The organism is Hespellia stercorisuis DSM 15480 (genome assembly GCF_900142165.1).
Taxonomy (GTDB): domain Bacteria; phylum Bacillota; class Clostridia; order Lachnospirales; family Lachnospiraceae; genus Hespellia; species Hespellia stercorisuis.
In genome coordinates this window covers 1-25,566 of record NZ_FQZY01000061.1, presented here as the reverse complement: position 1 = coordinate 25,566, position 25,566 = coordinate 1, and the positions used below count along the sequence as shown (strand labels likewise).

Here is a 25,566-nt window from a genome sequence, read left to right as displayed (position 1 = left end):
AATCTTCAGCATCTGTTTTGGCGTTGCAGTATTTTTCCGAATCCGGAAATAAGTCCCTAATAAATCTGAAATATTCATCTCCTCCACGAATTGACTTAGCAAACGCACCGAATCATTATCTGGGATTATGTAATCGATATTTAGTGGCAGTTTTAGTTGATAAAAATCTTCTGCCAGAGTATAATTCTTTTGTAAGATTTTATTTATTAGCATAAGTATATTTTACACCTTTTGCCAGGCTTTTCGAAGCCTGGCATTTGTGTTTTTGCATAAAAAAGGAGCTGCGCACTAATTACTTAGTGCGACAGCCCCTTTTATCATTCGTTTCCATATGCGGACTGTAGATCATCCAATGCCTGCTGCAGTGTTGCATCCCCGGCAGCTGCCTGAGTATACTCTTCCTGCACCCTGTGCACCAGCTCCTGTACATCCTCTTCCTGTGTCACATCAGCAATATAATCAGCTGTCTCACCATACTGTGGAACATCACAGATCTGGTATGTACCGCCGGCTCCTTTTTGAATGTAAAAGGTGTCAAGTCCCGGAACCAGTGTGTCTATGTCTCGTATCTTCATCTTATAGGAGGCAAAGGCTATGTAAGAATCCTTCTGCTTTCCTTCTTTTGTGTATACATTAATATCCGTGTACGCCTCCGTGAACTTCTCTGCATTCTTGATGTGGGATGCTTTTGTGTCATCCAGAACCGCAACAATTGTTGACAGTCCATCCGTGTCTCCCAGTGCCACCTTCTTGTAATAATCCTGTATCAGAATCGTGATGGCTGCATACTTGTTCTTCTCAAGCGGATTCGTATTCTTGTCCTCTGTCTGTATCTCAACTTTTTCTGTCTTCTCGGTAGTATGGTCAGCTCTGCTGTCTTTGGTCAAAAAGAATAACCCTGTTCCTGCAATGACAAATATCAGTATTGCGGAAACGATCATTTTTGGCCGTCCCATCCAAACCTCCTTATTAAGATACACGCCTGGGCGGAGTCGAACCGCTGCACCTGCCTCCGGAGGGCAGTGCTCTATCCACTGAGCTACAGGCGTATATGATTGCATTTGTTATCCGATGTCATCCGGACGTCACCGAACAATGCTTAATAATATTAGCACAAACTTCGTGGAAAGTAAAGCCCTTATCTTCCTAATTCACATTCCTTATCTTCCTAATTCACATTCCTAATTCACATGACCGCTCTGATACCCTCACATCGAAATCGCACCGGTTCTGTTTCGGTAAATATAAGCATGATCGCTCAGCACTTCCTCCTCTTCCACCTGTGTCTCATTGATCTCCTCAATCATTTCATCCAGTTCTTTCCGGTTCAGGCATGTGCTCTCCGGGACGATAATCGTCTCATGAACACTGCTCGGAAGGATATAGAAGTCTTCCCCCAGCTTCACCCCGATGATCTGCAGCACATACTCATAAAAAATACAGGCCGCTCCATAGCTTTTCAGTTCGTTCGACAGAATGTACATGGTGTCTTCCTGCACCTCCTCATTCGCATCCAGGAGATCCCGTTTCTTTCTGGGTTTTTCTCCATCTCCCCGTTTTTCAAGAAGATCCGACACAACCTGCTGCATAGTCTCCATACGGGCCGGCAGCAATTTTTTTACATTTTTCTGTGCGGTTCTAAACAACTCCTCCATCGTCACTCCCCACTGCCGCATATGGGAATTATCGATCAGCATCGTCGCTGTCCCGCCATCGCACACGTCCAGCAGAACATAGAACACCGCTGCCAGATCCAGCATCTTTTTGTGTGGCGTATGCTCCAGAAGCTTCGCATTTTTCTCCGCATTGATCACTTTAAAAACAATGCGGTTCTTGATCTGGTCATACTCCTGCATAAATGCTGCGTCCCAGGGCTCATCAAATCTGACCTCGCGGTAAAACGCCGCAATTCTTTCTACGATAGACGGGATATCTTTCCCCTTCCGATATTGTTCATAAAACTCTTCCAGATAAATGGTGGGGGCAATATTGATCCCCTTCTCCACAATGGTGATCCCTCTCCTTTCTTTTCCGTTATTTTTTGTGGTGACATACATGTGCGCACGAACATCCCCACTGAAAAACTGATTGATTTCTTCCTCGACTGCGCTTACGAATTTCTGATAATCCATAGTACTCCTCTCTAATTGAAGCGCCCGTCATTATTCTTTTAAAATGTTGAAATGTTGACACGAGATGTGTCTTTGAAACTGATTTGAATTAATATTATGTAAGTCATACTATAAACGATGTTCTCCGAAAAAGCAAGTGTTTTTTATTTCAATTTATCACCTCTATGTGAACGCGTAGGGGAACATCTTTTGCAAAACTCAAGCGGATACTCGGAATCCGCTTTGCTACTTCCTCGTAATCTTACGCAGCTTTGCTGCTATCTCAGCAGAAGCTTGCAGCTTCTTCTGAGATAAAGATGTTCCCCTACGCTTTCACTTCTATGTGAACGCGTAGGGGAACATCTTTTGCAAAACCCAAGCGGATACTCGGAATCCGCTTTGCTACTTCCTCGTAATCTTACGCAGCTTTGCTGCTAAGATTATACTCTTGATAAGTATTCTCCTGTACGTGTGTCGATCTTAAGCACGTCTCCCTCTTCAACAAACAGAGGTACATATACTGTAGCACCTGTCTCAACTGTTGCCGGTTTGGTAGCACCCTGTGCTGTATCGCCCTTGAATCCTGGCTCTGTCTCTGTGATTGCCAGTTCAACAAAAAGCGGTGGCTCAACTGCAAATACATTGCCGTTATGTGAACAGATCTTAACGACCTCGTTCTCTTTTACGAATTTTAATGCATCTCCTACCGCCTCTTCATTCAATGCGATCTGGTCATAAGTCTCTACATCCATGAAGTTGTATAAGTCACCGTCCGCATATAAGTACTGCATATCTTTTCTCTCGATATGTGCTTTCGGGAATTTTTCAGTCGGTCTGAAAGTCTTCTCAATTACACCGCCACTGATAATATTTTTAAGTTTGGTTCTAACAAACGCTGCACCCTTTCCTGGTTTTACATGCTGGAAATCCAAAATCTGATAGATATTCCCCTCAATCTCAAGTGTTACACCGTTTTTAAAATCGCCTGCTGAAATCATATAATCCTCCTTAAAGTATGCGCCTAACGCAAATTACGTTCTTTTCATTTCAATCCATTCTATAATAATTCTAGCTATTTTTCAACCTTTTTTGTTTTTTCTTGTAAAAATAGAGGACAATTTTCTCCAAATAACGCTTTAATACGATCTGAATCTCCTCTTTTGGGTGAATCGGTTTTACCAGGATATTGTACATCCCGGTTCGCTTCGCGCCATAAACATCCGTAAAAAGCTGATCTCCCACAAACAATGTGTTTGAGCAGTCTGTCCCCATAATCTCCATCGCCTTCCTGTAATTTTTGCGCGAAGGCTTATGTGCATTGAAAATGTAATGGGTACCAATCTCCTCATTGAACATCCTGACACGCGGTTCCTGATTATTCGAAATCAGACAGGAATCAAAACCGATTTCACGAAGCTTTACAAATAGCTTTTTTGCTCTCTCATCCGCGGGAGCACCGTGAGGAACCAGGGTGTTGTCGATGTCAAATATCACCCCGCGATACCCCTTCTCATACAATTTTTCAAATGGGATGACATAAGTTGAAGCTACATATTCATCCGGAAAAAACTTATCAAACATACGCTATGCATCCATTTCTGTAAGTTTATTAATCAGTTCTTCACAAATCTGCATGACATCCTTGTCGTCTGTGTGGATGACAACATCTGCAGCCGCCTCATACTTTTCCCGACGTTTTTCCATCAACTCCGCGATGAAAGGAACGTTCTTATTCCCCTTCAGGACCGGACGCTCATCGCCGTCTTTTACACGGTCGTAAATTGTCTCCGGGTTAGCGGTGAGCAGGACAACCCTGCCGTTTTTCTTCATCTCCTGCACATTGCGCTCCCGCAGAGCAGCACCGCCACCGCAGGAAATCACCATATTGTTTTTCGACTGCATCTCGATCAGCAGGTTTGTCTCCAAATCACGAAAATATTCTTCCCCGTATGTAGCAAAGATATCCGGGATACTCATCTCCTCGCGATCTGCAATCACCTGATCCATCTCCACGATATCCATCGCGAAGCAGGTACTCAGGTAGTCTGAAACCGTTGTTTTTCCGGCTCCCATAAAACCGATCAGAACAATATTGTATGAAAACAGCTTTCTCGCCTGAATGCGCTTGCTGTTATGCAGAATACAGCGGAACACATCGTAGATCTCATCCTGGTATTTATTCTCCGCAAGCTTGGCTCTCAGGCGTTTTTTCTGCTTCTCCTCCTGTGTCGGCTGCAGAATCGGCATTCCGTACCGTTCCTTGTAAGTCATAATCTTCTCAACAATCCCGTTACGTTCTACCAAAGCATCTATGATTTTATCGTCACACAAACCCAATTGCTCACGATACATCTCTAAATCGTTCATTATCCTCTTCCACCTCTTCTTTTTCACAATTATTCATAGTATACCAATTTTTCGACCTTATGTAAAGTAGACATTCGGATATTTCCAAGCATGTAAAAAGCGGTGCAACACGCACCGCTTTTCAGATTCCTAATATGTGGTCTCTTCAAAACCAAACACGAAAACACATCCTTTATTGATTTGCCTCTGATCTCTCCATTGCCGCTTTTACATATTCTTTAAACTGAATCCACTCTTTCTCATTCTCGACATAATACTTGGGGCAGTTTTTGCCTGTCACGTCATAATGCCGGATAACATCGTTCTGATCCAACCCAAACTTCATGCACAGCCAGGCTGTCAGCTGCACCAGCGAATTGTATGTGGCAGTGCTGAACTCTCCCGTCTCGTCCGGATGACAGCACTCGATCGACACCGTGTCGTGGTTCCGGTCATTCGAAGCATATGCAACCTCCCAGGTCGGAACACACTGGATGATTTCTCCATCCAGGCCAACCACAAAGTTACTGCTCACTGAAGTTTCGTGCGTGTCCTTCAGCCCCTCGAAGTAATCGCGGTTATTCTGTGCTGTTGCCCCCGGATTTGCCGTATAATGCACCACGATTCCGCGAATCCTGTCCGTCTCAATACCGGGTCTCGAATAATCGTTTACAGTCAGCAGCTGTACATCAATGTCCGGCTTGGATGCATCAATCACAGCGCTCTCTTTCTCCGTATACTTATTCGACCTGACTATATACGACCGCAGGAGCAGTCCCACCAGAATCACCACCAGTACAGCTGTGCCCACCAGGATCATCAGCTTTTTTTTATCCTTAGTCAGTTCTTTCAAATAATTCTTCTTTTTCTTTGTGGTACTTCTTTTCTTCATTCAACCTACTCATCTACGCTGTAATTCGGTGCCTCTTTCGTGATGTGAATATCATGCGGATGACTCTCTTTCAGAGAAGCCGCTGAAATCTTCACAAATCTTCCTCCCGTTTTCAGGTCTTCGATTGTAGATGTTCCGCAGTATCCCATACCGGAACGAAGGCCACCCATAAGCTGGAATACGGTGTCTTCCACAGTTCCCTTGTATGCAACACGTCCCTCTACGCCTTCGGGAACAAGTTTCTTTGCATTGGACTGGAAATAACGGTCTTTGCTGCCATTCTCCATAGCCGCAATAGAACCCATGCCACGGTATACTTTGTACTTTCTTCCCTGATACAGTTCAAATGTACCAGGACTCTCGTCACATCCCGCGAAAATACTTCCCATCATACAAACGTTGGCTCCAGCTGCAATGGCTTTTGTCATATCACCTGAATATTTGATACCGCCGTCTGCGATAATCGGGATTCCGTATTCCTTCGCAACTTCATAACTGTCCATAACTGCTGTGATCTGCGGAACGCCGATTCCGGATACCACACGTGTTGTACAGATTGATCCAGGACCGATACCAACCTTAACAGCGTCAACTCCCGCCTCGATCAGTGCTCTGGTTCCTTCGCCTGTAGCTACATTTCCTGCGATCACCTGAAGATCCGGGAATTTTTCCTTAATCATCTTCACTGTGTTGATTACATTCAAAGAGTGGCCATGTGCAGAATCCAGCACGACTACGTCTACTTTTGCATTCACAAGAGCTTCTGCTCTCTCCAGACAGTTTGCAGTGATACCGATGGCTGCTCCGCACAAAAGTCTTCCCTGCGCGTCCTTGGCAGAATCCGGATATTTGATCTGTTTTTCAATATCTTTGATTGTGATCAGACCCTTTAAGTTAAAATCATCATCAACGATCGGCAGCTTTTCTTTTCTCGCCTTGGCAAGGATTCTCTTCGCCTCATTCAGCGTAATTCCTTCTTTGGCTGTAATCAGTCCCTCGGAAGTCATGGACTCCTTGATCTTTTTCGAGAAATCTTCCTCAAATTTCAGATCACGGTTCGTGATAATACCGACCAGTTTTCTTCCTTCTGTAATCGGCACTCCGGAGATGCGGAATTTTGCCATAAGATTGTTGGCATCCTCAAGTGTATGTTCCGGCGAAAGATAAAACGGATCTGTGATAACCCCATTCTCAGACCGCTTTACCTTGTCTACTTCCTCCGCCTGTTCCTCTATGGACATATTTTTATGAATAATACCAATTCCTCCCTGACGAGCCATTGCGATAGCCATACGATGCTCTGTAACGGTATCCATCCCGGCGCTCATCATCGGAATATTAAGCTTAATTGATTTTGTCAGACGCGTCTGTAAGTCCACCTGATTCGCAATCACTTCCGAATACGCCGGCACTAACAGCACATCATCAAATGTAATACCTTCTCCAATAATTTTTCCCATGATTTTCCTTTCTCTCCTTTTCTAATTTGATTTTTTGTATTAACGATTATAGTACAAAACTTGGCACACAAAGTCAAGTAATTTCAAAATAATGTAAAAACTTCCCCCTTTATAGACAAAATTTATCACTCCACATCCCGCGGTCTGAAGAGAGTGGCTTTTATTCCCTACAAAATAAAACAGCAACACTCGGGATGAAATTTGTTTTCCAAACAAATTTCAAGGACAACTAAAACGGCCAGGCATCCAGCCTGACCGTCAATTTTGCCGATGCCCGAAGCATCGCTATTTTTATTGTTAGGAATGAACCGCGAACAGTCCACCGTAGGATATGGATCGGCGACTTGGGTGCCCGAACCTCTCGAACCCTCGTTCCTGTCTACATCATCCCCATCCCACCTGCTCCGCCTGCTGGCATTGCCGGTGTGTCTTCCTTGATTGTAGATACAACAGATTCTGTCGTCAATAAGGTAGATGCAACACTTGTTGCATTCTGAAGCGCACTTCTTGTAACCTTGGCAGGATCAAGAATCCCTTCTTTTACCATATCAACATACTCTTCTTTATACGCATCAAATCCCATTCCAGGTTCTGATTCTTTCACTTTGTTAATTACGACTGAGCCTTCCAGTCCTGCATTGGCAACAATGTGGAACAATGGGGATTCCAATGCTTTCAGGATGATCTTCGCTCCAGTTTTCTCATCACCTTCCAGAGTGTCCACCAGCTTCGCAACTTCCTTGGACGCATGGATGTATGCAGAACCGCCTCCTGCGATGATTCCTTCTTCCACAGCTGCTCTTGTCGCATTCAAAGCGTCTTCCATACGGAGTTTCGCTTCTTTCATCTCTGTCTCTGTCGCTGCTCCGACACGGATTACTGCAACGCCGCCTGCTAATTTTGCAAGTCTCTCCTGCAGTTTTTCTTTGTCGAACTCTGAAGTTGTCTCTTCGATCTGCGCTCTGATCTGTGCGATTCTTCCATCGATTGCTGCCTTTTCGCCCTCGCCGTCAACGATGACTGTTGTTTCTTTCTGGACTTTCACAGATTTTGCACGTCCAAGCTGCTCCAGTGTTGTCTCTTTCAGATCAAGTCCAAGCTCATCGGAGATTACCTGACCACCTGTAAGAATGGCGATATCTTCCAGCATTGCTTTTCTTCTGTCGCCATATCCCGGTGCCTTTACTGCAACAACATTGAATGTTCCGCGCAGTTTATTCACGATCAGAGTTGTCAGTGCCTCGCCCTCAATATCTTCTGCGATGATCAGCAGTCTTGCTCCGGATTGAACAATCTGCTCAAGAATCGGAAGAATTTCCTGAATGTTTGAAATCTTTTTGTCTGTAATCAGGATATATGGCTCTTCCAGGTTTGCTTCCATCTTATCCATATCTGTTGCCATATATGCGGAAATGTATCCACGATCAAACTGCATACCTTCTACCAGATCCAGTTCTGTCTGCATGGTCTTTGACTCTTCAATTGTAATAACGCCATCATTGGATACTTTGTCCATAGCGTCAGCTACCATCTCGCCCACAGATGCATCACCTGATGATACTGCTGCAACCTTCGCAATCTGATCCTTACCGGTCACTTTGCTGCTCATCTTCGCGATTGCGTCGACTGCTGTCTCCGTCGCCTGTTTCATTCCTTTTCTGAGCACAATCGGATTTGCACCTGCTGCAAGGTTTTTCATTCCCTCATGAACCATCGCCTGCGCCAGCACAGTCGCTGTTGTTGTTCCGTCACCGGCTACATCATTTGTCTTCGCCGCAACTTCTCTGATGAGCTGTGCACCCATATTCTCAAAACCGTCTTCCAGTTCAATTTCCTTTGCGATCGTAACACCGTCGTTTGTGATGAGCGGTGCTCCGAAAGATTTGTCAAGTACAACGTTGCGTCCTTTTGGTCCCAATGTAACTCTGACTGTGTCAGCCAGCTGGTTTACACCAGCCTCTAATGCTGCTCTGGCTTCTGCCCCGAATTTAATTTCCTTTGCCATGATATGTCACTCCATTCTCTGATTCTGATTTTTATTTTACGATTGCCAAAATGTCGTTCTGTTTCACGATGATAAATTCTTCTCCGTCTAATTCAACTTCTGTTCCGGCATATTTTGAATAAATCACTTTATCGCCTGTACTCACCTGCATAGTCACTTCTTTCCCATCAACATTGCCGCCCGGTCCAACTGCGATCACTTCTGCTTCCTGTGGCTTTTCCTGAGCCTGGCCTGGTAACACGATTCCTGATTTTGTGGTTTCTTCTGCCTCTAATTGTTTCAATACAATTTTGTCACCTAATGGTACTAATTTCATAGTAATGCCTCCTTAAATATTCATGTTCTGTTAGCACTCATTTCTTACGAGTGCTAACCCATGTGTATAAAATAACACTCTGCCGAGGATTTGTCAACAGAGTTTATTATTTGTTTATAATTAATTCTCGCGTGGTGTACTGTAGAATCCGTTCTCAATTTTGAAGAACAGGACATCCCCTTCTTCAGACTGGTAACGGTCTCTTATAATCCCCGTACAGGACAACACTTCTTTTTTAGTTGTAATACTGCATCGATACTTTGCGTCCCTCTGAATCTCCGTCAGGTTCGCGCCCTCCAGTGTCAGTTTCATATAATCATCTTCCGGATCATAGTGGAGGACTCTGCACTGCTTCGAGCTCTCCTCAAAGACACCATTCAGCGCAATCGTCTTTTCTATTTTTAATGTGGCTGGATTTCCTTCATACATGCTGCGTCGCCTACTTTCTATCCTTCTTGATCCTGTCAAGCTCTGTAAACACGTAATCGTTGATTACTTTGATATAGGTCCCCTTCATTCCGGAAGAACGAGATTCGATCACTCCTGCACTCTCGAATTTTCTAAGCGCATTGACGATCACTGATCTTGTAATCCCAACCCTGTCCGCGATCTTGCTTGCCACCAAAATCCCCTCTGTCCCGTCAAGCTCATCAAAAATGTGAATGATTGCTTCCAGTTCCGATACCGACAGTGTGCTGATTGCAGACTCTACGATGTGCTCCTTGCGCGATTCCTCCGCACTCTCCTCATTTACAGAGCGAAGCATCTCCAGCCCGACAACCGCGGTCCCGTATTCGCTCAGAATGATGTCGTCGATCTCATACAACTCATTCTGCTTGTAAATGAACAGCGTTCCCAGTCTCTCTCCAGCGATATCGATGGGTGTAATGATCGCCTGGTACCCTTTGACCGCTTCCGGTGAAAAGCCCAGCGTCTGCAGATTGACATTCTCTTTTGTTGAGAGAATGCTGAGAAGGCGCTCGTTGAGCATCTCATCGATCCGGCTGCCCACGCTCCCCTTGATCAGTTCGCAAATCACCTCGACATCCCCGCATTCACTGATTCCCAGTATTTTTCCTTTTTTGCTGACCACGATAACATTTGATTCCAGTATCTCTGTGAGTACATCACAAATATCGTTGAATACAACTTTGCTTGTATTATTATTATGCAGTAATTTGTTTATCTTTCTCGTTTTATCCAATAACTGTACGCTCATGCATTGCCTCCAAATATTTATTGTATATACAACTCGCGCAAATTTCACGCATATTTCCATGTTATCATACAATTATCTGCATTTCAACGTTATTTACAATTTTTTAATTATCTTTCTCTTTTGTAGATCGGGCATTCAAACTTTCCACATAACCACACTGTTCGTCTGCACAGACCAGTTTATTTCCTTTTTCAAGCATATACCCTCCGCACTGAGGGCATTTTTTCTCTGACGGCTTCTGCCATGACATAAAATCACACTCTGGATTATCCTCACAGCCAAAATATCTTCTTCCCTTTTTCGTTTTTCGAAGAACAACCTCTTTCCCGCACTTCGGGCAGGCCACTCCGATTTTTTCCAGATAAGGTTTCGTGTTTCTGCACTCCGGGAATCCCGGGCAGGCAAGGAATCGTCCGTGCGGACCGTATTTGATCACCATGTTCCTTCCGCACTCCTCACAGATTACGTCCGTCACTTCATCTGCGATCGTCACCTTCTCCAGCTCTTCCTCCGCTGTTTTCACTGACTGATCCAGGTCCGGATAGAAATTACGGATAACCTCTTTCCACGCAACTTTTCCCTCGCCGACCATATCGAGCAGTCCCTCCATGGTTGCCGTAAAGTTCACGTCAACAATACTTGGGAACGAGCGTTTCATAATATTATTTACGACTTCACCGATCTCCGTGATATACAGATTCTTTCCCTCTTTCGCCACATATCTTCTTCCAATGATGGTGGAGATGGTAGGCGCGTACGTACTCGGGCGACCGATTCCCAGTTCCTCCAGCGTCTTAACCAGCGCCGCTTCTGTGTAGTGAGCAGGCGGCTGGGTGAAATGCTGTTTTGTATCGAACTCCTCTTTTGTCAGCTGAGAGTCCATCGACAAACCGTTCAGTAGAACGTTGCTCTCCTCTTTCTCTTCATCTGCCTCTGTATAAACAGTTCGAAATCCCTCGAAGGCTACTTTAGAAGCCGCAACCGTGAAGCGGTACTCTCCCGCCGAGATCTTTACCGATGTTGTCTCGTATCTGGCCGGCTGCATTCTGCTCGCCACAAACCGTTTCCAGATCAGCTGATACAGGCGGAACTGATCCCGTGACAGAGACTCTTTTATAGACGCCGGCGTTCTGGTGATGTCTGTCGGCCGGATTGCCTCATGTGCATCCTGGATCTTTTTGTCACTCTCTTTTGCCTTCGTCCCGGCAGCAACATACTCTTTTCCGTATATTTCTCCAATATACTCTCTTGCACTTGCGTCCGCTTCTTCCGAGATTCTGGTGGAATCCGTACGAAGATAGGTGATGACACCGACCGTTCCACTGCCCTTAACATCGACACCCTCGTACAACTGCTGTGCAATACGCATGGTTTTCTGTGTTCCAAAATTCAGTGCTTTTGACGCCTCCTGTTGAAGCGTACTCGTCGTAAAAGGTACCGGCGCCTTCTTGGTGCGCTCCCCTTTTTTTATATCTGCTATCGTGTACTCTGCACTCTCTATACTTTTCAAAATCTGATCCAGTTCCTCTTTTGACTGGATCGTCATCTTCTTTTTCTCTGTCCCATAAAACTTGGCAACCAGTGGACGTTTCTCGCCCTTGATCTTTAAAATCGCATCCAGAGACCAATATTCCTCCGGAATGAATGCATCGATTTCTTCTTCACGATCCGCAATGATACGCAGCGTGACAGACTGCACACGCCCCGCGCTCAACCCGCGCTTCACCTTCGCCCAAAGCAGCGGACTGATACGGTATCCCACGATTCTGTCGAGAATACGTCTTGCCTGTTGAGCGTCCACCAGATCCATATCGATGTTACGCGGATTTTTCAGCGATGTCTTTACCGCGGTCTTCGTAATCTCATTGAAACTGATTCTGCGCATTTTTTTCTCATCCAGCTTCAGCGCATTTGCCAGATGCCACGATATGGCCTCTCCCTCACGGTCAGGGTCAGTTGCGAGATAGACTTTGTCTGCTTTCTTCGCTTCTTTTCTCAGATTTGCCAGTATATCTCCTTTTCCTCTGATTGTGATATACTTCGGTTCAAAGTCATTTTCAACATCAATTCCCATCTGGCTCTTCGGTAAATCTCTTACATGTCCATTGGAAGCTGCCACCGTATAACTACTTCCGAGGAACTTTTTAATTGTCTTTACTTTTGCCGGTGATTCCACGATTACAAGATTGCGTGCCATTTTTTCTCCTTCATGCTCATTGCTATATTCTAAATGATTTTACTATAATTATTTTTCGAAACTTCTCTTATCAATCCCATCAATTCAAGGGATATCAGAACGCTCAGCACCTCCGTAACAGGCAGTTTTGTCTCTCTGATCAGTCTATCCAGATTTTTAGGTTCGAAATCGAGACAACTATACACCATATTTTCTTTCGTTTCAAGCTTTATTTCATTTTCATATAACTTTTCCATTTTGTTTCGCCCCAAAACCGCAAGGTCTTCCAGCAGTTCTTCAGGGGACAGCAGAATGCCCGCCCCCTGCTTGATCAGCCGGTTACACCCCTGGCTCAAAGCACTGTTTACCGGGCCTGGAAGGGCATATACATCCCGCCCCTGTTCCAGCGCCAGATCCGCTGTGATAAGCGACCCGCTCTTCTCTCTGGCTTCCATCACAAGAACCGCTCCGGACAGACCGCTGATGATCCGGTTCCTCTGAGGGAAGAACCAGGGCAGCGGTTTCGTTCCCGGCATCAGTTCTGAGATGATCCCTCCACCGTGATCCAGAATATCCATATACAGCCCGATGTGTTCTCTGGGGTAGCAGACGTCCACTCCGCATCCCAGCACCGCAAATGTTTTCCCGCGCACATTCAGCGCTCCCCGCTGTCCGATCCCATCGATCCCACGTGCCATTCCGCTGATGATCTGCACCCCTCTTCCCGCCAGCTCCTGCGCATACCTGGTCGCCTGCGCCTCCCCGTACGGACTACACTTTCTCGCCCCCACAATTGCCGCTGAAGGCAGTTTTTCATCCGGCAGTTTTCCCTTGACATACAATGCATAGGGAGGATCGGAAATCTCCAACAGGCGCTCCGGATACCCGGCCGACCACCAGGGGATAAACTCAATCTCCAGCTGCCTCAGTTTCTCATATTCCTCCTTCGTTTTCCACATTCTGCGGCTCTTTAGGATTCCTGCGATATCCACTTCTTCCAGACAGGAAAACATACGTAGTTTCATTTCTTCTATATAATATAATTCTTCTGCGGAATCTATGCCCCGTCTAACCTCCATTTTCTTTTTATCCGACAGTGGTCTGACATTCGCCCACCAGTATTCATACATCATCGTATCTCCCCCAGTACTTTTTATCGATTGCCCGATACCCAAGCGCCTCCGCCACATGACTGGCCGAAATTTGGTCCGCACCGTTCAGATCTGCTATCGTCCTCGCCACCTTCAAGATCTTGTGATAAGTTCTCGCCGTAAGCCCCATCTTATCGTAGGCCTGTTTCATGAGCCGTGCACCTTCCCGGTCCAGCTCACAGTATTTTTCGATTTCATGCACCGTCAGCCTCCCGTTTGTCTGTACAGGCAGATCGCGATACCGCAGTGCCTGACGCTTTCTCGCCGCACAGACACGCTCCCGGATTTTTTCGGACGGTTCTCCTTTTTTCCCAGCATTCAGCTCTTCATACTCCACCCGGGATGCCTCCACGCAGATATCCATCCGACTCAGAAACGGCTGGCTGATTTTGCCGAGATAACGGTTGATTTCCCCCGGACTGCAGGTACATCTGTTCGCATCCGGATAATAGCCGCAGGGACATGGATTCAATGCTGCCACCAGTAGAAAATCCGCCGGGAACAGATAGGAACCGCGGGCACGCACGATCTGAATCTGCTGTTCCTCCAGCGGCTGCCTGAGCACCTCCAGCACCTGTTTCTGAAACTCTGCCAGTTCATCCATCATGAGTACACCTCCGTGAGCCAGACTGATCTCCCCGGGCATCGGGATGGTTCCTCCGCCCACCAGTGCGGTCTTCGTCGCTGTGTGGTGCACCTCGCGAAAGGGGCGTTCCGTGACCAGCGGGTTCACCTCCGAGAGCATTCCCATAATACTGTATATCTTGGAGATCTCAATGCTCTCCTCTTTTGAGAGCGGAGGGAGAATCGACGGGATCCTTTTTGCAATCATCGTTTTGCTCGCTCCCGGAGTCCCGATCATAAGCAGATTATGCTGCCCTGCCACAGCTACCTCCACGGCGCGCTTCAGGGTTTCCTGTCCTGCCACATCCTGAAAATCCGGTGCTTCGGTTCTCCTGCATGATTTTCCAGCCACTCTTTCCCGGTCTTCCCTGTGGTTTTTCTTCAGGAATTTTTTTGCGTCAAACGTGTAGTCCAGAACATCCTGCAGCCAGGAAACTCCGACCACACACATGCCCTCAATCACAGATGCCTCCTCCACGTTCGCCTCCGGTACAATGCAGGTGCAACACCCCAGCTTTTTTGCCTCCGCCACGATCGGGAGCACACCAGTCACACTCCTCATCATTCCGTCGAGGCTCAGCTCGCCGATCACAAGCGCATTCCTCAACGGCTCACTGTTGATGCATTCAAAGGCCGCCAGAATCCCGAGTGCAATAGGGAGGTCGAATGACGCACCTCTCTTTTTTACGGTCGCAGGGGACAGATTGATCACAATCTTTTTGGGCGGAATATGGATTCCCGTATTCGCAATAGCCGTCTTCACGCGGTCTCCCGCCTCCTTTACCTCCGATGACAAAAATCCAACCATGTGAAGCATTGGCAGACCATTGCTGACATCCACCTCCACCCGGACCATCTCCACACACAGCCCGTCAATGGTCGCTGATAAAACTGTACTAAACACAAAAAACACACCCTTTCTTCTGAATATTTCCGAGAATTTTCTCTGATAACAAGTTTCGGAAAATATGGCAATCCACTGTGCAGGCTATCCCTAAAAAAGAACACAGTGTCCCTTCCAATAATGCTGCCTCACCTGGCAATAACAAAACGTGAAATATGGTCGAACGACCGGATAAAAAAAGATTACAGACGGGAAAGAAATCCCTCTGAATCGTGGCTAAACTATAACACAACCCGTCAAATAACGCAAGAATTTTCCTACGGAAAAGCACTTTTATTTTTGTCCCTACATAAACTGTATCAAATATGCCATGAGGTATCTTTTTGTGAAGTCATTTCCACCGCCTCTGACTGCTTCCGAAGAGAAATACTACATGCAGAAATACCTGGAAGGTGACCTCGAAGCCAAACACACTCTGATCGAGCATAATCTGCGGCTGGTCGCACACGTCATCAAAAAATACCAGTACCTGGACGAAGACCCTGACGATCTGATCTCCATTGGCACCATCGGACTGATCAAAGCGATCACCACCTTTGACACCACAAAAGGAAACCGTCTGGCCACCTACGCCGCACGGTGCATTTCCAACGAAATCCTCATGATGCTCCGTGCAAAAAAGAAGATGTCCCGCGAGGTTTCACTCTTTGAACCGATCGGAACCGACCGCGAGGGAAATGAAATCCAATTGTACGATATCATCGAGACCAGCGACGAGGACGCCGTCGGGAAAATCAGCCTGAAGGACGATATTCAGACATTATATAAAAAAATGGAGACAGTCCTGTCTCCACGTGAAAAACTTATCCTGAAAATGCGTTACGGGCTCTACAATGGGGAAGAATATACGCAGCGGGAAATCGCCGCTCAATTGGGGATCTCCCGCTCCTACATCTCCCGCATTGAAAAGAATGCAATCGCCAAGCTGCGCGTTCATTTTCCAGCCTGAAGTACAGACAGCGGACTCCCGCCCATTACCGATCAGATAGATTCTTCGGCGCGCCGCAGAATATCGTACTGCTGTGCCGGAACACTCAGTTCCACATACAGCACCTGCTGTGGATGCGGTGCGCTTATCTGCTGTACTCCCTCTTCATCCACGATAGAAAGAACCTCCACTTCCAGATTGTCACCGTTTGGTTTCATCACTTCGATTGTCTCTCCCACACTGAACTTATTTCGCTGCTCAATGCGGCAGAGTCCATCCTTCACCTCACCGACGATTCCCAGATACGTATATTCTCTCACATAAGTGTTGCTGTCGTAAATCTGCGTTGTCTCATCCGGTTTTCCGAAAAAGAACCCCGTCGTAAACTGCCTGTAGGTACAATTTGATATCTGTTCCAGATACCACGGCATATGCTCCTCGTAAAGCTTTGGATCTCTCTGGTAATCATCGATTGCCTTCCGATAAGTCCTCGCCACCGTTGCCACATAGAGTGCCGTCTTCATGCGGCCTTCTATCTTCAGACTGTCTATCCCGCTCTCCAGCAGCTCCGGAATATGCTCGATCATGCACAGGTCCTTGGAGTTAAAGATATAGGTTCCACGCTCATTTTCATAAACCGGCATATATTCTCCCGGCCTCGTCTCCTCCACCACCGCATACTTCCATCTGCAGGGGTGGGTGCAGGCTCCTCTGTTCGCATCTCTGCCCGTAAAATAATTGCTGAGCAGACATCTCCCGGAATAGGAAATACACATTGCGCCGTGCACAAAGGTCTCGATTTCCAAATCTTCCGGGATATTGGCACGCAGCTCTTTCAGCTCAGCCATCGACAATTCTCTTGCGGATACAACACGACTTGCACCCTGACGGTACCAGAAGTTATAGGTACCGTAGTTGGTGTTGTTGGCCTGGGTACTGATATGGCGTTCGATCTCCGGACAGATTTCTTTTGCAATATCAAAGACACCCGGATCCGCAATAATCAGCGCATCTGGCTTTATTTTCTTTAATTCGGTGAAATACTCCCGCACACCCTTCAAATCGCCGTTATGCGCAAGAATATTGGCTGTAACGTACACTTTCACATCGTGTTCATGGGCAAATATGATTCCTTCCTTCATGTCCTCCATAGAAAAGTTTTTTGCCTTTGCCCGCAGTCCGAATGCCTCCCCGCCGATATAGACCGCATCGGCACCGAAGATAACTGCTGTTTTCAATACTTCCAGACTGCTCGCCGGTATCAGTAATTCAGGATGTCTTCTCATGATCATCGTTCCTGTTCCTCTCTGTCAAATTCAATAACAGGATACCAGCGCCAAATCGTTTTTTTGTCTCTGGTATCCGAACCTTTTATTCAAAGCTCCAATAATTATTCCATATGGACTGAAGCCTTAGAATCTGCCTCCCCGCTTTTTACGCTCAGCGCCACGCCGTCCCCCAGTGGAATAATTGACGTCTCCAGCTGTGGTTCATGCTTCAGCGCATACAGATACTCCCGCATTCTGCTGTGAATCGTGCGATTTCTGCGCTCCACGGCAAACCGGGATTCTATGATATCCCCATCCTGCAGGACATTGTCAGACACCAACAGCCCCCCGGGAACGAGAAGACGGAGCACCTCCGGCATGTAGTAAATATACTGCGCCTTCGCCGCATCCATAAAAATAAAGTCAAACTCTCCCGCCATCCCCTCAAGGATCTCCTGTGCATCCCCCTCGAGAAGCGTAATCTGTTTTTCTCTCCCCGCCCGTCTGAAGTTTTCACGGGCAAGGGGGATTCTTTTTTCATATTTTTCAATCGTTGTAATCTCACAATCCTCCGGAACATTCTCCGCCATCAACAACGCAGAGAAACCTACGGCAGTCCCCACTTCCAGAATGCGCATAGGTTTCTTTACTCTCAACAGTACTTTCAGGAAACTCTGCATCTCCTTACGGATAATCGGCACTGAGGTATCCAGTGCCTCTTTCTCTATCGTCTCCAGAAGCTCACTGTTTTCTGTCTCTAAGGAATGGATGAAAGTAACGATTCTCTCATCAACTATCATATTATTTATTCCTTATACATCCATAATAATCGGAATGATCATCGGTCTTCTCTTTGTCTTCTTCCAGATATAATCATTCATCGTATCACGAACTACTAATTTAATCTTATTCCAATCTGCATGTTTGCCGCCCAGACACTTGTCAAGTGCGTCAACCATGACCTTGCGTGCCTCATCCATCAGTGACTCTGACTCACGCACATATACAAATCCACGGGATACAATATCCGGCCCGGCAAGGAGCTGGTTCGTCCCCTTCTGCAGTGTCAATACCACGATCAGGATTCCGTCTTCCGCAAGATGCTGACGATCGCGGAGAACAATATTACCCACGTCTCCAACGCCCAGTCCATCTACCAGGATTCCGCCCACATGAACCTTGTCCACGACCTTGGCAGATTCTTCACTTACTTCCAGCACATCTCCGGACTGCATAATAAAGACATTCTCTTTTGCTATGCCGAGTGATCTGGCAATCGCCGCATTGGCTTTCAGATGACGGAACTCGCCATGAACCGGAATGGCATACTTCGGTTTGATCAGTGAATAGATCAGCTTCAGTTCTTCCTGACACGCATGTCCTGACACGTGTGTATCCTGGAAAATAACATCTGCACCAAGCGCTGACAGTTCATTGATTACATTAGAAACCGACTTCTCATTACCCGGGATCGGGCTGGAGCTGAAGATAACAGTGTCAGTAGGCTGGATCGATACTTTTCTGTGTACGCCAGCCGCCATACGTGACAGCGCCGCCATGGACTCTCCCTGACTTCCTGTCGTAATCAGCACCGTCTTCTCCGGTGGGAAATTTCTCAGCTGGTCGATCTCAATCAACGTGTTCTCTGGAATGTTCAGATATCCGAGCTCCGAAGCAATCGTGATAATATTTACCATACTGCGGCCCTCCACGACCACCTTACGGCCATACTTGTACGCCGAATTGATAATCTGCTGCACACGGTCTACATTGGATGCAAATGTCGCGATGATCAGACGTGTATCCTGATGTTCCGCAAAAATATGATCAAATGTAATTCCCACTGTCCGCTCTGACTGCGTAAATCCCGGACGGATCGCATTCGTGCTGTCCGACATCAGGCATAATACGCCTTTCTTTCCAATCTCTGCAAATCTCTGCAGATCAATGGCATCCCCGAACACCGGAGTATAATCCACCTTAAAGTCACCTGTATGGAACACGATACCCGCCGGCGAATAAATCGCGAGGGCTGAAGCGTCCTGAATACTATGATTTGTCTTGATGAACTCAATTCTGAATTTGCCAAGATTGATGGACTGGCCGTGTTTTACGACCTTCCTTCTGGTTGTTCGCATCAGATTGTGCTCTTTTAATTTGTTTTCAATGATTCCCATCGTCAGTTTTGTCGTATAAATCGGAAGATTCATCTTCTTTAAAATATACGGCAGTGCACCGATATGATCTTCATGACCATGTGTGATCACAAAGCCCTTCACCTTTTCTGCATTCTCTTCCAGATATGAAATATCCGGGATGACCAGATCGATTCCCAGCATATCATCTGTCGGGAATGCGAGTCCACAGTCTACTACGACAATACTGTCCTCAAATTCAAAGGCAGTAATGTTCATTCCAATCTGCTCTAAACCGCCGAGTGGAATAATTTTCAATTTCGAGTTGTTCTCATTCTTCAAAAAAATACCTCCATCTTCTTTCTTTTCCATGAACGGCCACAGCAAAACAAAAAAGACATCTTCCTCCCCCACTGGGAAAGATGCTTCTGCTTTCTTTGACCAAACACAGTTATATAAATGTCCTTAGACTTTACATTTCAATTTCAACGTCTTCTAATAGTTCTTCAAAGACTTTCGATACCGCCGCAAGTTCCACGTCGTCCTCCACGATCTCGTATATACTCTCCTCGTCCTCAGACGCACTTGTATCCTTCAAAATCAGACACTCTGCATCATCTTCCTCGGAATCCGTCACGAGAATGTAATTTACCCCATTTACTCTTGTCTGTTCCAGTACAAAGAAATCCACTACTTCATTCGTGTCATCCATCTCAAATTTAATCTTTTCCATATTAGTTCTCCGTCTGATTCTTTATATAAATCGAATCCAAATACCCCTGCAAAATAAATACTGCCGCAATCTTATCTATGTATTGCTTTCTATCTTCTCTCCGTACATTACTTTCAATTAATGTTCTCTCTGCTTCAACCGTAGTCAGACGCTCGTCCCACATGATTACTTCTAATCCTGTGCGCCGCTCCAGCATCGCCTTAAATTCGAGAGATTTTTCCGCACGATCTCCAATATCATTATTCATATGCTTCGGAAAACCGAGCACAAGCTGCTCCACCTCATACTCTTCAACCAGCGCCTCAATGCGCGCAAGAGTCTGGCGTAGCTTGTTCTCCGTCTTGCGAGTAATCGTTTCTATTCCCTGAGCCGTAAATCCCAGCGGATCGCTGATTGCAACTCCCACTGTTTTCGACCCGTAGTCCAATCCCATGATTCTCATATTATTCCCATGAATTGTGTGTGATATACGCTTTGAGCATCTCTTCCACCAATTCGTCTCTCTCCACTTTCATAATCAGGCTTCTTGCGCCGTTATGACTTGTGATATATGTTGGATCACCTGACATAATGTATCCGACGATCTGATTCACCGGATTATATCCTTTTTCCTTCAGTGCCTTGAACACAATTTCAAGAATATCTTTTGCTTGAATCTGCGGTCCCGGCGCCACCTGGAAAAATTGTGTATTGCTTAAATCACTCATTTTCTTCCTCCGTTCATTATTTTCTCCGTCTAGCTTTATACAAGTCTCATTCTAACCTAATATTTTATAAAATTCAATGCATAATTTGTGAATCATTATCAATTTCCACTTTTACAACACAATTTTGTAAGTTCCTGTCACTTTGTAGTGCAACTTTCATATATTCCCTTGTATACCCGGTCCAAACGGTGCTCTCATCCAGTCTGATCTGCTCCTCCACAAGGACCTCCACCTGTCTTCCGCAAAACCAGGATTCATAGGTTTTCTGCTTCTCATGCCCCATCGCAATCATCTCATTGCTGCGAGCTGTCTTCACATCCTCCGGAATCTGATTCTCCATCACCGCGGCCTTCGTCCCCTTCCGTTTGGAGTACTTGAAAATATGCGTCTCATAGAAGTTCAGACTGTCAACGAACGCCTTTGACTGTGCATATTCTTCCTCCGATTCTCCAGGGAATCCGACGATCACATCTGTTGTCAGCGCAGGCATCTCAAAATACTTTCTCAGCAGCTCACATTTCTCACGATACTCCGCGCTGCTGTAGCGACGGTTCATTCGTTTCAGTGTGGCATCACACCCGCTCTGAAGAGACAGGTGAAAATGAGGACACAGTTTTGGCATCTGCGAGATTGCCTTTGCAAACTCCTCGGTCACGATCCTTGGTTCCAGTGAACCCAGCCGGATTCGCTCAATCCCATTGACTCCATGTACCGCCTCGATCAGGGACAGCAGATTCTCTGCCCTCTCCTCCGGGAAATCGATTCCATAAGAGCTCAGATGAATCCCGGTGAGCACCACCTCTTTATAGCCATTCTCCGACAGGCCGGTGACTTCCGCCACAATCTCAGCCTTATCTCTGCTGCGCACTCTCCCCCTCGCATAAGGAATAATACAGTAGGTGCAGAACTGATTACAGCCATCCTGCACTTTAATATAGGCTCTCGTGTGCTCCGCGGTCCTCGACAGATGCAGATTTTCATACTCCTTCGTATGATTGATATCAATCACATTCTCGCTGACACATTCCGCGTGATTCTGTTCATACTCGCGCAGCACGGCAATCAGGTCCTGTTTTTTATTATTTCCGATGACAATATCAATGCTGTCATCAATCTCCCCCTTCTCACTTTGAGCCTGCACATAACATCCCGCCGCCACAACGATCGCATCCGGATTCATTTTTTTTGCGCGGTGGAGCATCTGTCTTGATTTGCGGTCTGCCATATTCGTCACCGTACAGGTGTTGATCACGTAAATATCCGCCCCCTCTTTAAAAGGAACGATTTCATATCCTTCTTTTTCCAACAGCTCCTGCATCGCCTCTGTCTCATATGCATTCACTTTACATCCCAGATTATGGAGTGCTACTTTCTTCATATAAATTTCTCCTGTTTTTAACTGATATTCACGTCATTGTTCCTTGACTTTTCCACCCCTATCTCGTAGAATGTAGATAAGACAGCAGCATCGCTGCCACAATAATAAGGAGGAATTAAACATGAAAACAGTACAAATTTCTTTAAATTCTATCGACAAAGTAAAATCATTCGTAAACGAGATTACAAAATACGATTATGATTTTGATTTAGTATCTGGAAGATACGTAATCGACGCAAAATCAATCATGGGTATTTTCAGTCTTGATCTTTCAAAGCCGATCGATCTGAACATCCACGCTGATGGTGCATTAGATGAAATCTTAGCTGTATTAGCTCCATACATCATCAAATAATGATGGTCACCTTTTACACCCGCATATAACAAACACATCTGTTGTGGCTGACACAGCAAGATGTGTTTTTTATTTGGAAGGAAAGGGCAAAAAGCCCTTCCCGAGAGCAGCGTGGTTCTTGAACCGACCTTTATTTGCAGATGATCGTCTCAACAGAATTGACCGCTTCTTCAAAAAGCTGATCAATCTTTTCTTCCAGTCTTCTCTCAGATTTTTCGATCCGCTCCAGATTCGGTTTTGTGACCGGATGCTTTGCAACAAATATAGTGCAGCAGTCCTCGAACGGGAGGATCGAGGTCTCATACGTATTGATCTTTTCAGACACATCCACAATCTCCTGTTTGTCAAATCCAATCAGCGGACGGTAGACCGGCAGTGTGCACACCGCGTTGGTCGCTGCCAGACTCTGCATAGTCTGACTCGCCACCTGTCCAATGCTCTCGCCGGTGATCAGTCCAAGGCAGTCGTCTTTTTTTGCAAAGTGTTCTGCAATTTTCATCATGTATCTCCGCATGATAATGGTCAGCTCTTCATGCGGACACCTCTCGTAAATGTAAAGCTGGATATCCGTAAAATTCACGACATGCAGCTTAATCGGTCCGGAATATCTGGCAACCAGTCTGGCAAGATCCACTACCTTCTCTTTTGCACGCTCACTCGTGTACGGCGGCGCGTGGAAATATGTTGCCTCCAGCCCAACCCCACGTTTTGAGACCATATATCCGGCAACCGGGCTGTCAATTCCGCCGGACAACAGCAGCATGGCTTTTCCGTTGGTTCCGACCGGCATTCCACCAGCTCCAGGAATGATCTCGGAATAAATATAAATCTGACGGCGAACCTCAACGTTCAGACGGATGTCCGGATGGTGGACATCCACCTTCATCTCCGGAAATGTCTCCAGAATTACTTCGCCCAGATCGCAGTTGATCTCCATGGAATTTTTCGGATAGCTCTTGATACTTCTTCTCGCCTCAACCTTAAAGGTCTTATTTTTATCCGGATACATCTCATCCATATAGGCAACCACATCTTTTTTCAGCTGCTCGAAGCCCTGCTCTTCCACACGCACTACCGGACAGATTCCGACGATTCCAAAAACTCTTTTCAGGCTTTCCACCGTCTCCTCATAATCGTACTCACCCTCGCAGTCCACATAGACTCTTCCCTGTGCCTTATGCACATTGAACTCTCCGTCCACATTCTTCAGAGCATATCGCATCTGACGAACCAGGGCATCCTCAAAGATGTAGCGGTTTTTGCCTTTGATTCCAATCTCACCGTACTTTATCAAAAATGAATGAAATACCATTTTCTTTCCTCTTCTCTTTCTTTTTGTTTAATGTCTTGTATATCTGCGAAGCATCGGCACATACTGGTTCAGCATTTCCAGTGTGTAGTCAATCTCCTCCATCGTCGTAAAATCAGACAGGCTGAACCGCAGTGTGGAGTCCAGATATTCCCTCTCCGTGTGGATTCCTTTGAGTACCCCGCTGATAGCCGGATGGTTGGATGCGCATGCAGATCCGGACGAGACATAAATGCCCTTCTCCTCCAATGCATGTAGCAGAACCTCACTCCGGATTCCTGCAAAACCCACACTTATGATGTGTGGCGCCGATGATGTATCCGTCAGACCGTGCACCTTCGTATGTTCTATCTTGCCGACTCCCTCGATAAAATGCTGCTTCATCTCTCTCATTCGCTCAACCTTCTGGTCCAGATCCGTATAGATCAGCTTTGCAGCCACACCCATACCGGCAATCCCCGGAACATTTTCAGTGCCGGATCGCACGTTCTTTTGCTGCTCTCCTCCGAATGCAATCGGTTTTATCTTCACATTCTCTCCAATATAAAGTGCGCCCATTCCTTTCGGTCCATGAATCTTATGACTGCTTATCGAAAGCATGTCAATTCCGGCTCTCCTTGGATAAATCCGGTATTTTCCAAATCCCTGCACCGCATCCGAATGGAACAGGATTCTGCTATTATACCTCTTCACTATGCGAACCGCATCCTCAATAGGCTGGACCGAACCAATCTCATTATTCACATACATGACAGAAACCAGAATCGTCTCTTTGCAGAGTGCTTTCTTCAAAGCCTCCAATTCTATCTGTCCGTTTTTATCGACCGGAAGATAGGTGACGGTATACCCCTCCTCTTCCTCGAGATACCGCATGGTATTCAGGATCGCCGGGTGCTCGACAGAAGAAGTGATTAGATGTTTGCCGCCCCTGTTGTTCGCTCTCGCTGCACCGATCAGTGCCAGATTATCACTCTCGGTTCCACCGGAGGTAAAGTAAATCGTCTTCGGCTCCACCTTGAGAAGCCTCGCCAGGATCTCCCTGCTCTCCTTCACATAATGCTCTGCCTCGATTCCCTTACGGTGCATAGAGGACGGATTTCCGTAATCCTCACACATCACCTTCCCGGTGATTTCCTTCACTTCATCGTAACACTTCGTCGTCGCAGAATTATCTAAATAAACTTCCATTATCTTTTCCTTTTCTATGATATGCTTAGTATATAGTATGAGTTAAGCGACAAATGAGACATAATAACACAGTCTCTTTGCTATATTGTTCCTTGAAAATTTAATATATTATCTTCAAGCATACATTTGCTTGATTTTGAAGTATGTTTAGTGCTACAGCATGATCATTTCATACCTGATTTTATGCATTTACTGTATTCAAGGTGCAGGAATCCAAACCGGTCATATATTTGACCAGCTTTCTTACATTCATTGCAGCTATTTTAATCCCAAACAGTAAACGGCATTTTAGTAATCCACGCACTGGCATTTTATCGATATGGTGTCTCGAGCGCAATGCAGCTGGAACAGTTTCTACACC

General features: G+C 46.1%; 25 protein-coding genes, 1 tRNA gene and 2 pseudogenes. 2 read left to right on the top strand and 26 right to left on the bottom strand.

The genetic code is table 11. From position 1 onward, the window contains the following. The 16 genes and pseudogenes from BUB85_RS21875 to BUB85_RS16280 form a co-directional block, all read right to left on the bottom strand. Positions 1–213 (bottom strand): annotated as a pseudogene (locus tag BUB85_RS21875) (IS5/IS1182 family transposase); the annotation flags it as partial. A gap of 104 nt (positions 214–317) precedes the next feature. Beyond that, positions 318–956: a hypothetical protein gene (locus BUB85_RS16350; protein ID WP_073112462.1), complete on the bottom strand. Its 639-nt coding sequence runs from the start codon at positions 954–956 to the stop codon at positions 318–320. A 21-nt stretch (positions 957–977) separates the two neighbouring features. Further along, positions 978–1,049, bottom strand: a tRNA-Arg gene (locus BUB85_RS16345). A gap of 159 nt (positions 1,050–1,208) precedes the next feature. After that, positions 1,209–2,132, bottom strand: coding sequence for a DUF5688 family protein (locus BUB85_RS16340; RefSeq protein WP_073112460.1), 924 nt, complete (start codon positions 2,130–2,132; stop codon positions 1,209–1,211). Positions 2,133–2,551: 419 nt separating this feature from the next. After that, positions 2,552–3,109 carry an elongation factor P gene (efp, locus tag BUB85_RS16335; RefSeq protein WP_073112458.1) on the bottom strand — a complete coding sequence of 186 codons (558 nt, stop codon included), beginning with the start codon at positions 3,107–3,109 and terminating at the stop codon, positions 2,552–2,554. 70 nt (positions 3,110–3,179) lie between these two features. After that, on the bottom strand, positions 3,180–3,692 hold the full coding sequence (locus tag BUB85_RS16330) for a YqeG family HAD IIIA-type phosphatase (RefSeq protein ID WP_073112456.1): 513 nt from the start codon (positions 3,690–3,692) through the stop codon (positions 3,180–3,182). 3 nt (positions 3,693–3,695) lie between these two features. Further along, entirely contained in the window at positions 3,696–4,478 is a 783-nt protein-coding gene (locus BUB85_RS16325; RefSeq protein ID WP_073112454.1) for a shikimate kinase, read from the bottom strand. A gap of 172 nt (positions 4,479–4,650) precedes the next feature. Beyond that, positions 4,651–5,349, bottom strand: coding sequence for a peptidoglycan recognition protein family protein (locus BUB85_RS16320; RefSeq protein ID WP_073112452.1), 699 nt, complete (start codon positions 5,347–5,349; stop codon positions 4,651–4,653). Positions 5,350–5,354: 5 nt separating this feature from the next. Next, positions 5,355–6,809 carry an IMP dehydrogenase gene (gene guaB / locus BUB85_RS16315; protein ID WP_073112450.1) on the bottom strand — a complete coding sequence of 485 codons (1,455 nt, stop codon included), beginning with the start codon at positions 6,807–6,809 and terminating at the stop codon, positions 5,355–5,357. Positions 6,810–7,188: 379 nt separating this feature from the next. Continuing rightward, complete coding sequence (gene groL, locus BUB85_RS16310; RefSeq protein WP_073112448.1) at positions 7,189–8,814, bottom strand: chaperonin GroEL; 1,626 nt, start codon at positions 8,812–8,814, stop codon at positions 7,189–7,191. Between the two features lie 31 nt (positions 8,815–8,845). Then, positions 8,846–9,130, bottom strand: a complete 285-nt coding sequence (locus tag BUB85_RS16305; RefSeq protein ID WP_073112446.1) for a co-chaperone GroES — start codon at positions 9,128–9,130, stop codon at positions 8,846–8,848. A gap of 120 nt (positions 9,131–9,250) precedes the next feature. Continuing rightward, positions 9,251–9,559 carry a hypothetical protein gene (locus BUB85_RS16300; protein ID WP_073112444.1) on the bottom strand — a complete coding sequence of 103 codons (309 nt, stop codon included), beginning with the start codon at positions 9,557–9,559 and terminating at the stop codon, positions 9,251–9,253. Positions 9,560–9,569: 10 nt separating this feature from the next. After that, the gene (gene codY / locus BUB85_RS16295; RefSeq protein WP_073112442.1) at positions 9,570–10,349 is read right to left on the bottom strand and encodes a GTP-sensing pleiotropic transcriptional regulator CodY; all 780 of its coding nucleotides are present in this window, start codon (positions 10,347–10,349) and stop codon (positions 9,570–9,572) included. Positions 10,350–10,452: 103 nt separating this feature from the next. Beyond that, complete coding sequence (topA, locus tag BUB85_RS16290) at positions 10,453–12,546, bottom strand: type I DNA topoisomerase (protein WP_073112441.1); 2,094 nt, start codon at positions 12,544–12,546, stop codon at positions 10,453–10,455. Positions 12,547–12,575: 29 nt separating this feature from the next. After that, on the bottom strand, positions 12,576–13,658 hold the full coding sequence (gene dprA, locus BUB85_RS16285) for a DNA-processing protein DprA (RefSeq protein WP_073112439.1): 1,083 nt from the start codon (positions 13,656–13,658) through the stop codon (positions 12,576–12,578). Further along, complete coding sequence (locus tag BUB85_RS16280; RefSeq protein WP_073112468.1) at positions 13,648–15,204, bottom strand: YifB family Mg chelatase-like AAA ATPase; 1,557 nt, start codon at positions 15,202–15,204, stop codon at positions 13,648–13,650. Before BUB85_RS16280 ends, dprA begins: the two co-directional genes overlap by 11 nt. A 325-nt stretch (positions 15,205–15,529) precedes the next feature. Between BUB85_RS16280 and sigK the strand changes: the two genes are divergently transcribed. Further along, the gene (sigK, locus tag BUB85_RS16275) at positions 15,530–16,153 is read left to right on the top strand and encodes an RNA polymerase sporulation sigma factor SigK (RefSeq protein WP_242945462.1); all 624 of its coding nucleotides are present in this window, start codon (positions 15,530–15,532) and stop codon (positions 16,151–16,153) included. 32 nt (positions 16,154–16,185) lie between these two features. Here the strand turns inward: sigK and BUB85_RS16270 are convergent, their stop codons facing one another. The 7 genes from BUB85_RS16270 to mtaB form a co-directional block, all read right to left on the bottom strand. Then, entirely contained in the window at positions 16,186–17,418 is a 1,233-nt protein-coding gene (locus BUB85_RS16270; RefSeq protein ID WP_073112466.1) for a peptidase U32 family protein, read from the bottom strand. 104 nt (positions 17,419–17,522) lie between these two features. Further along, on the bottom strand, positions 17,523–18,200 hold the full coding sequence (locus BUB85_RS16265) for an O-methyltransferase (RefSeq protein WP_073112435.1): 678 nt from the start codon (positions 18,198–18,200) through the stop codon (positions 17,523–17,525). 12 nt (positions 18,201–18,212) lie between these two features. After that, entirely contained in the window at positions 18,213–19,877 is a 1,665-nt protein-coding gene (locus BUB85_RS16260) for a ribonuclease J (RefSeq protein ID WP_073112464.1), read from the bottom strand. Positions 19,878–20,007: 130 nt separating this feature from the next. Further along, complete coding sequence (locus tag BUB85_RS16255; RefSeq protein ID WP_073112433.1) at positions 20,008–20,268, bottom strand: DUF1292 domain-containing protein; 261 nt, start codon at positions 20,266–20,268, stop codon at positions 20,008–20,010. 1 nt (position 20,269) lies between these two features. Beyond that, positions 20,270–20,710 carry a Holliday junction resolvase RuvX gene (ruvX, locus tag BUB85_RS16250; protein WP_073112431.1) on the bottom strand — a complete coding sequence of 147 codons (441 nt, stop codon included), beginning with the start codon at positions 20,708–20,710 and terminating at the stop codon, positions 20,270–20,272. Between the two features lies 1 nt (position 20,711). Next, positions 20,712–20,975 (bottom strand): IreB family regulatory phosphoprotein, encoded by a 264-nt coding sequence (locus BUB85_RS16245; RefSeq protein ID WP_073112429.1) that lies wholly within the window; start codon positions 20,973–20,975, stop codon positions 20,712–20,714. 73 nt (positions 20,976–21,048) lie between these two features. Beyond that, the gene (mtaB, locus tag BUB85_RS16240) at positions 21,049–22,353 is read right to left on the bottom strand and encodes a tRNA (N(6)-L-threonylcarbamoyladenosine(37)-C(2))-methylthiotransferase MtaB (RefSeq protein ID WP_073112427.1); all 1,305 of its coding nucleotides are present in this window, start codon (positions 22,351–22,353) and stop codon (positions 21,049–21,051) included. Between the two features lie 121 nt (positions 22,354–22,474). On the opposite strand from mtaB, the gene BUB85_RS16235 reads away from it, so the two are divergent. Continuing rightward, positions 22,475–22,708: an HPr family phosphocarrier protein gene (locus BUB85_RS16235; RefSeq protein WP_073112425.1), complete on the top strand. Its 234-nt coding sequence runs from the start codon at positions 22,475–22,477 to the stop codon at positions 22,706–22,708. A gap of 130 nt (positions 22,709–22,838) precedes the next feature. Here the strand turns inward: BUB85_RS16235 and thiI are convergent, their stop codons facing one another. The 3 genes and pseudogenes from thiI to BUB85_RS21870 form a co-directional block, all read right to left on the bottom strand. Continuing rightward, the gene (gene thiI, locus BUB85_RS16230; RefSeq protein WP_073112423.1) at positions 22,839–24,020 is read right to left on the bottom strand and encodes a tRNA uracil 4-sulfurtransferase ThiI; all 1,182 of its coding nucleotides are present in this window, start codon (positions 24,018–24,020) and stop codon (positions 22,839–22,841) included. 27 nt (positions 24,021–24,047) lie between these two features. Further along, positions 24,048–25,205 (bottom strand): cysteine desulfurase family protein, encoded by a 1,158-nt coding sequence (locus BUB85_RS16225; RefSeq protein WP_073112421.1) that lies wholly within the window; start codon positions 25,203–25,205, stop codon positions 24,048–24,050. A gap of 181 nt (positions 25,206–25,386) precedes the next feature. After that, positions 25,387–25,566 (bottom strand): annotated as a pseudogene (locus tag BUB85_RS21870) (transposase); the annotation flags it as partial.

Bases quoted from the DNA above. Each gene is read 5' to 3' on its own strand.
- BUB85_RS16350 (WP_073112462.1), bottom strand. From the start codon at position 956: ATGGGACGGCCAAAAATGATCGTTTCCGCAATACTGATATTTGTCATT.
- BUB85_RS16340 (WP_073112460.1), bottom strand. From the start codon at position 2,132: ATGGATTATCAGAAATTCGTAAGCGCAGTCGAGGAAGAAATCAATCAG.
- efp (WP_073112458.1), bottom strand. From the start codon at position 3,109: ATGATTTCAGCAGGCGATTTTAAAAACGGTGTAACACTTGAGATTGAG.
- BUB85_RS16330 (WP_073112456.1), bottom strand. From the start codon at position 3,692: ATGTTTGATAAGTTTTTTCCGGATGAATATGTAGCTTCAACTTATGTC.
- BUB85_RS16325 (WP_073112454.1), bottom strand. From the start codon at position 4,478: ATGAACGATTTAGAGATGTATCGTGAGCAATTGGGTTTGTGTGACGAT.
- BUB85_RS16320 (WP_073112452.1), bottom strand. From the start codon at position 5,349: ATGAAGAAAAGAAGTACCACAAAGAAAAAGAAGAATTATTTGAAAGAA.
- guaB (WP_073112450.1), bottom strand. From the start codon at position 6,809: ATGGGAAAAATTATTGGAGAAGGTATTACATTTGATGATGTGCTGTTA.
- groL (WP_073112448.1), bottom strand. From the start codon at position 8,814: ATGGCAAAGGAAATTAAATTCGGGGCAGAAGCCAGAGCAGCATTAGAG.
- BUB85_RS16305 (WP_073112446.1), bottom strand. From the start codon at position 9,130: ATGAAATTAGTACCATTAGGTGACAAAATTGTATTGAAACAATTAGAG.
- BUB85_RS16300 (WP_073112444.1), bottom strand. From the start codon at position 9,559: ATGTATGAAGGAAATCCAGCCACATTAAAAATAGAAAAGACGATTGCG.
- codY (WP_073112442.1), bottom strand. From the start codon at position 10,349: ATGAGCGTACAGTTATTGGATAAAACGAGAAAGATAAACAAATTACTG.
- topA (WP_073112441.1), bottom strand. From the start codon at position 12,546: ATGGCACGCAATCTTGTAATCGTGGAATCACCGGCAAAAGTAAAGACA.
- dprA (WP_073112439.1), bottom strand. From the start codon at position 13,658: ATGATGTATGAATACTGGTGGGCGAATGTCAGACCACTGTCGGATAAA.
- BUB85_RS16270 (WP_073112466.1), bottom strand. From the start codon at position 17,418: ATGAGAAGACATCCTGAATTACTGATACCGGCGAGCAGTCTGGAAGTA.
- BUB85_RS16265 (WP_073112435.1), bottom strand. From the start codon at position 18,200: ATGATAGTTGATGAGAGAATCGTTACTTTCATCCATTCCTTAGAGACA.
- BUB85_RS16255 (WP_073112433.1), bottom strand. From the start codon at position 20,268: ATGGAAAAGATTAAATTTGAGATGGATGACACGAATGAAGTAGTGGAT.
- ruvX (WP_073112431.1), bottom strand. From the start codon at position 20,710: ATGAGAATCATGGGATTGGACTACGGGTCGAAAACAGTGGGAGTTGCA.
- BUB85_RS16245 (WP_073112429.1), bottom strand. From the start codon at position 20,975: ATGAGTGATTTAAGCAATACACAATTTTTCCAGGTGGCGCCGGGACCG.
- mtaB (WP_073112427.1), bottom strand. From the start codon at position 22,353: ATGAAGAAAGTAGCACTCCATAATCTGGGATGTAAAGTGAATGCATAT.
- BUB85_RS16235 (WP_073112425.1), top strand. From the start codon at position 22,475: ATGAAAACAGTACAAATTTCTTTAAATTCTATCGACAAAGTAAAATCA.
- thiI (WP_073112423.1), bottom strand. From the start codon at position 24,020: ATGGTATTTCATTCATTTTTGATAAAGTACGGTGAGATTGGAATCAAA.
- BUB85_RS16225 (WP_073112421.1), bottom strand. From the start codon at position 25,205: ATGGAAGTTTATTTAGATAATTCTGCGACGACGAAGTGTTACGATGAA.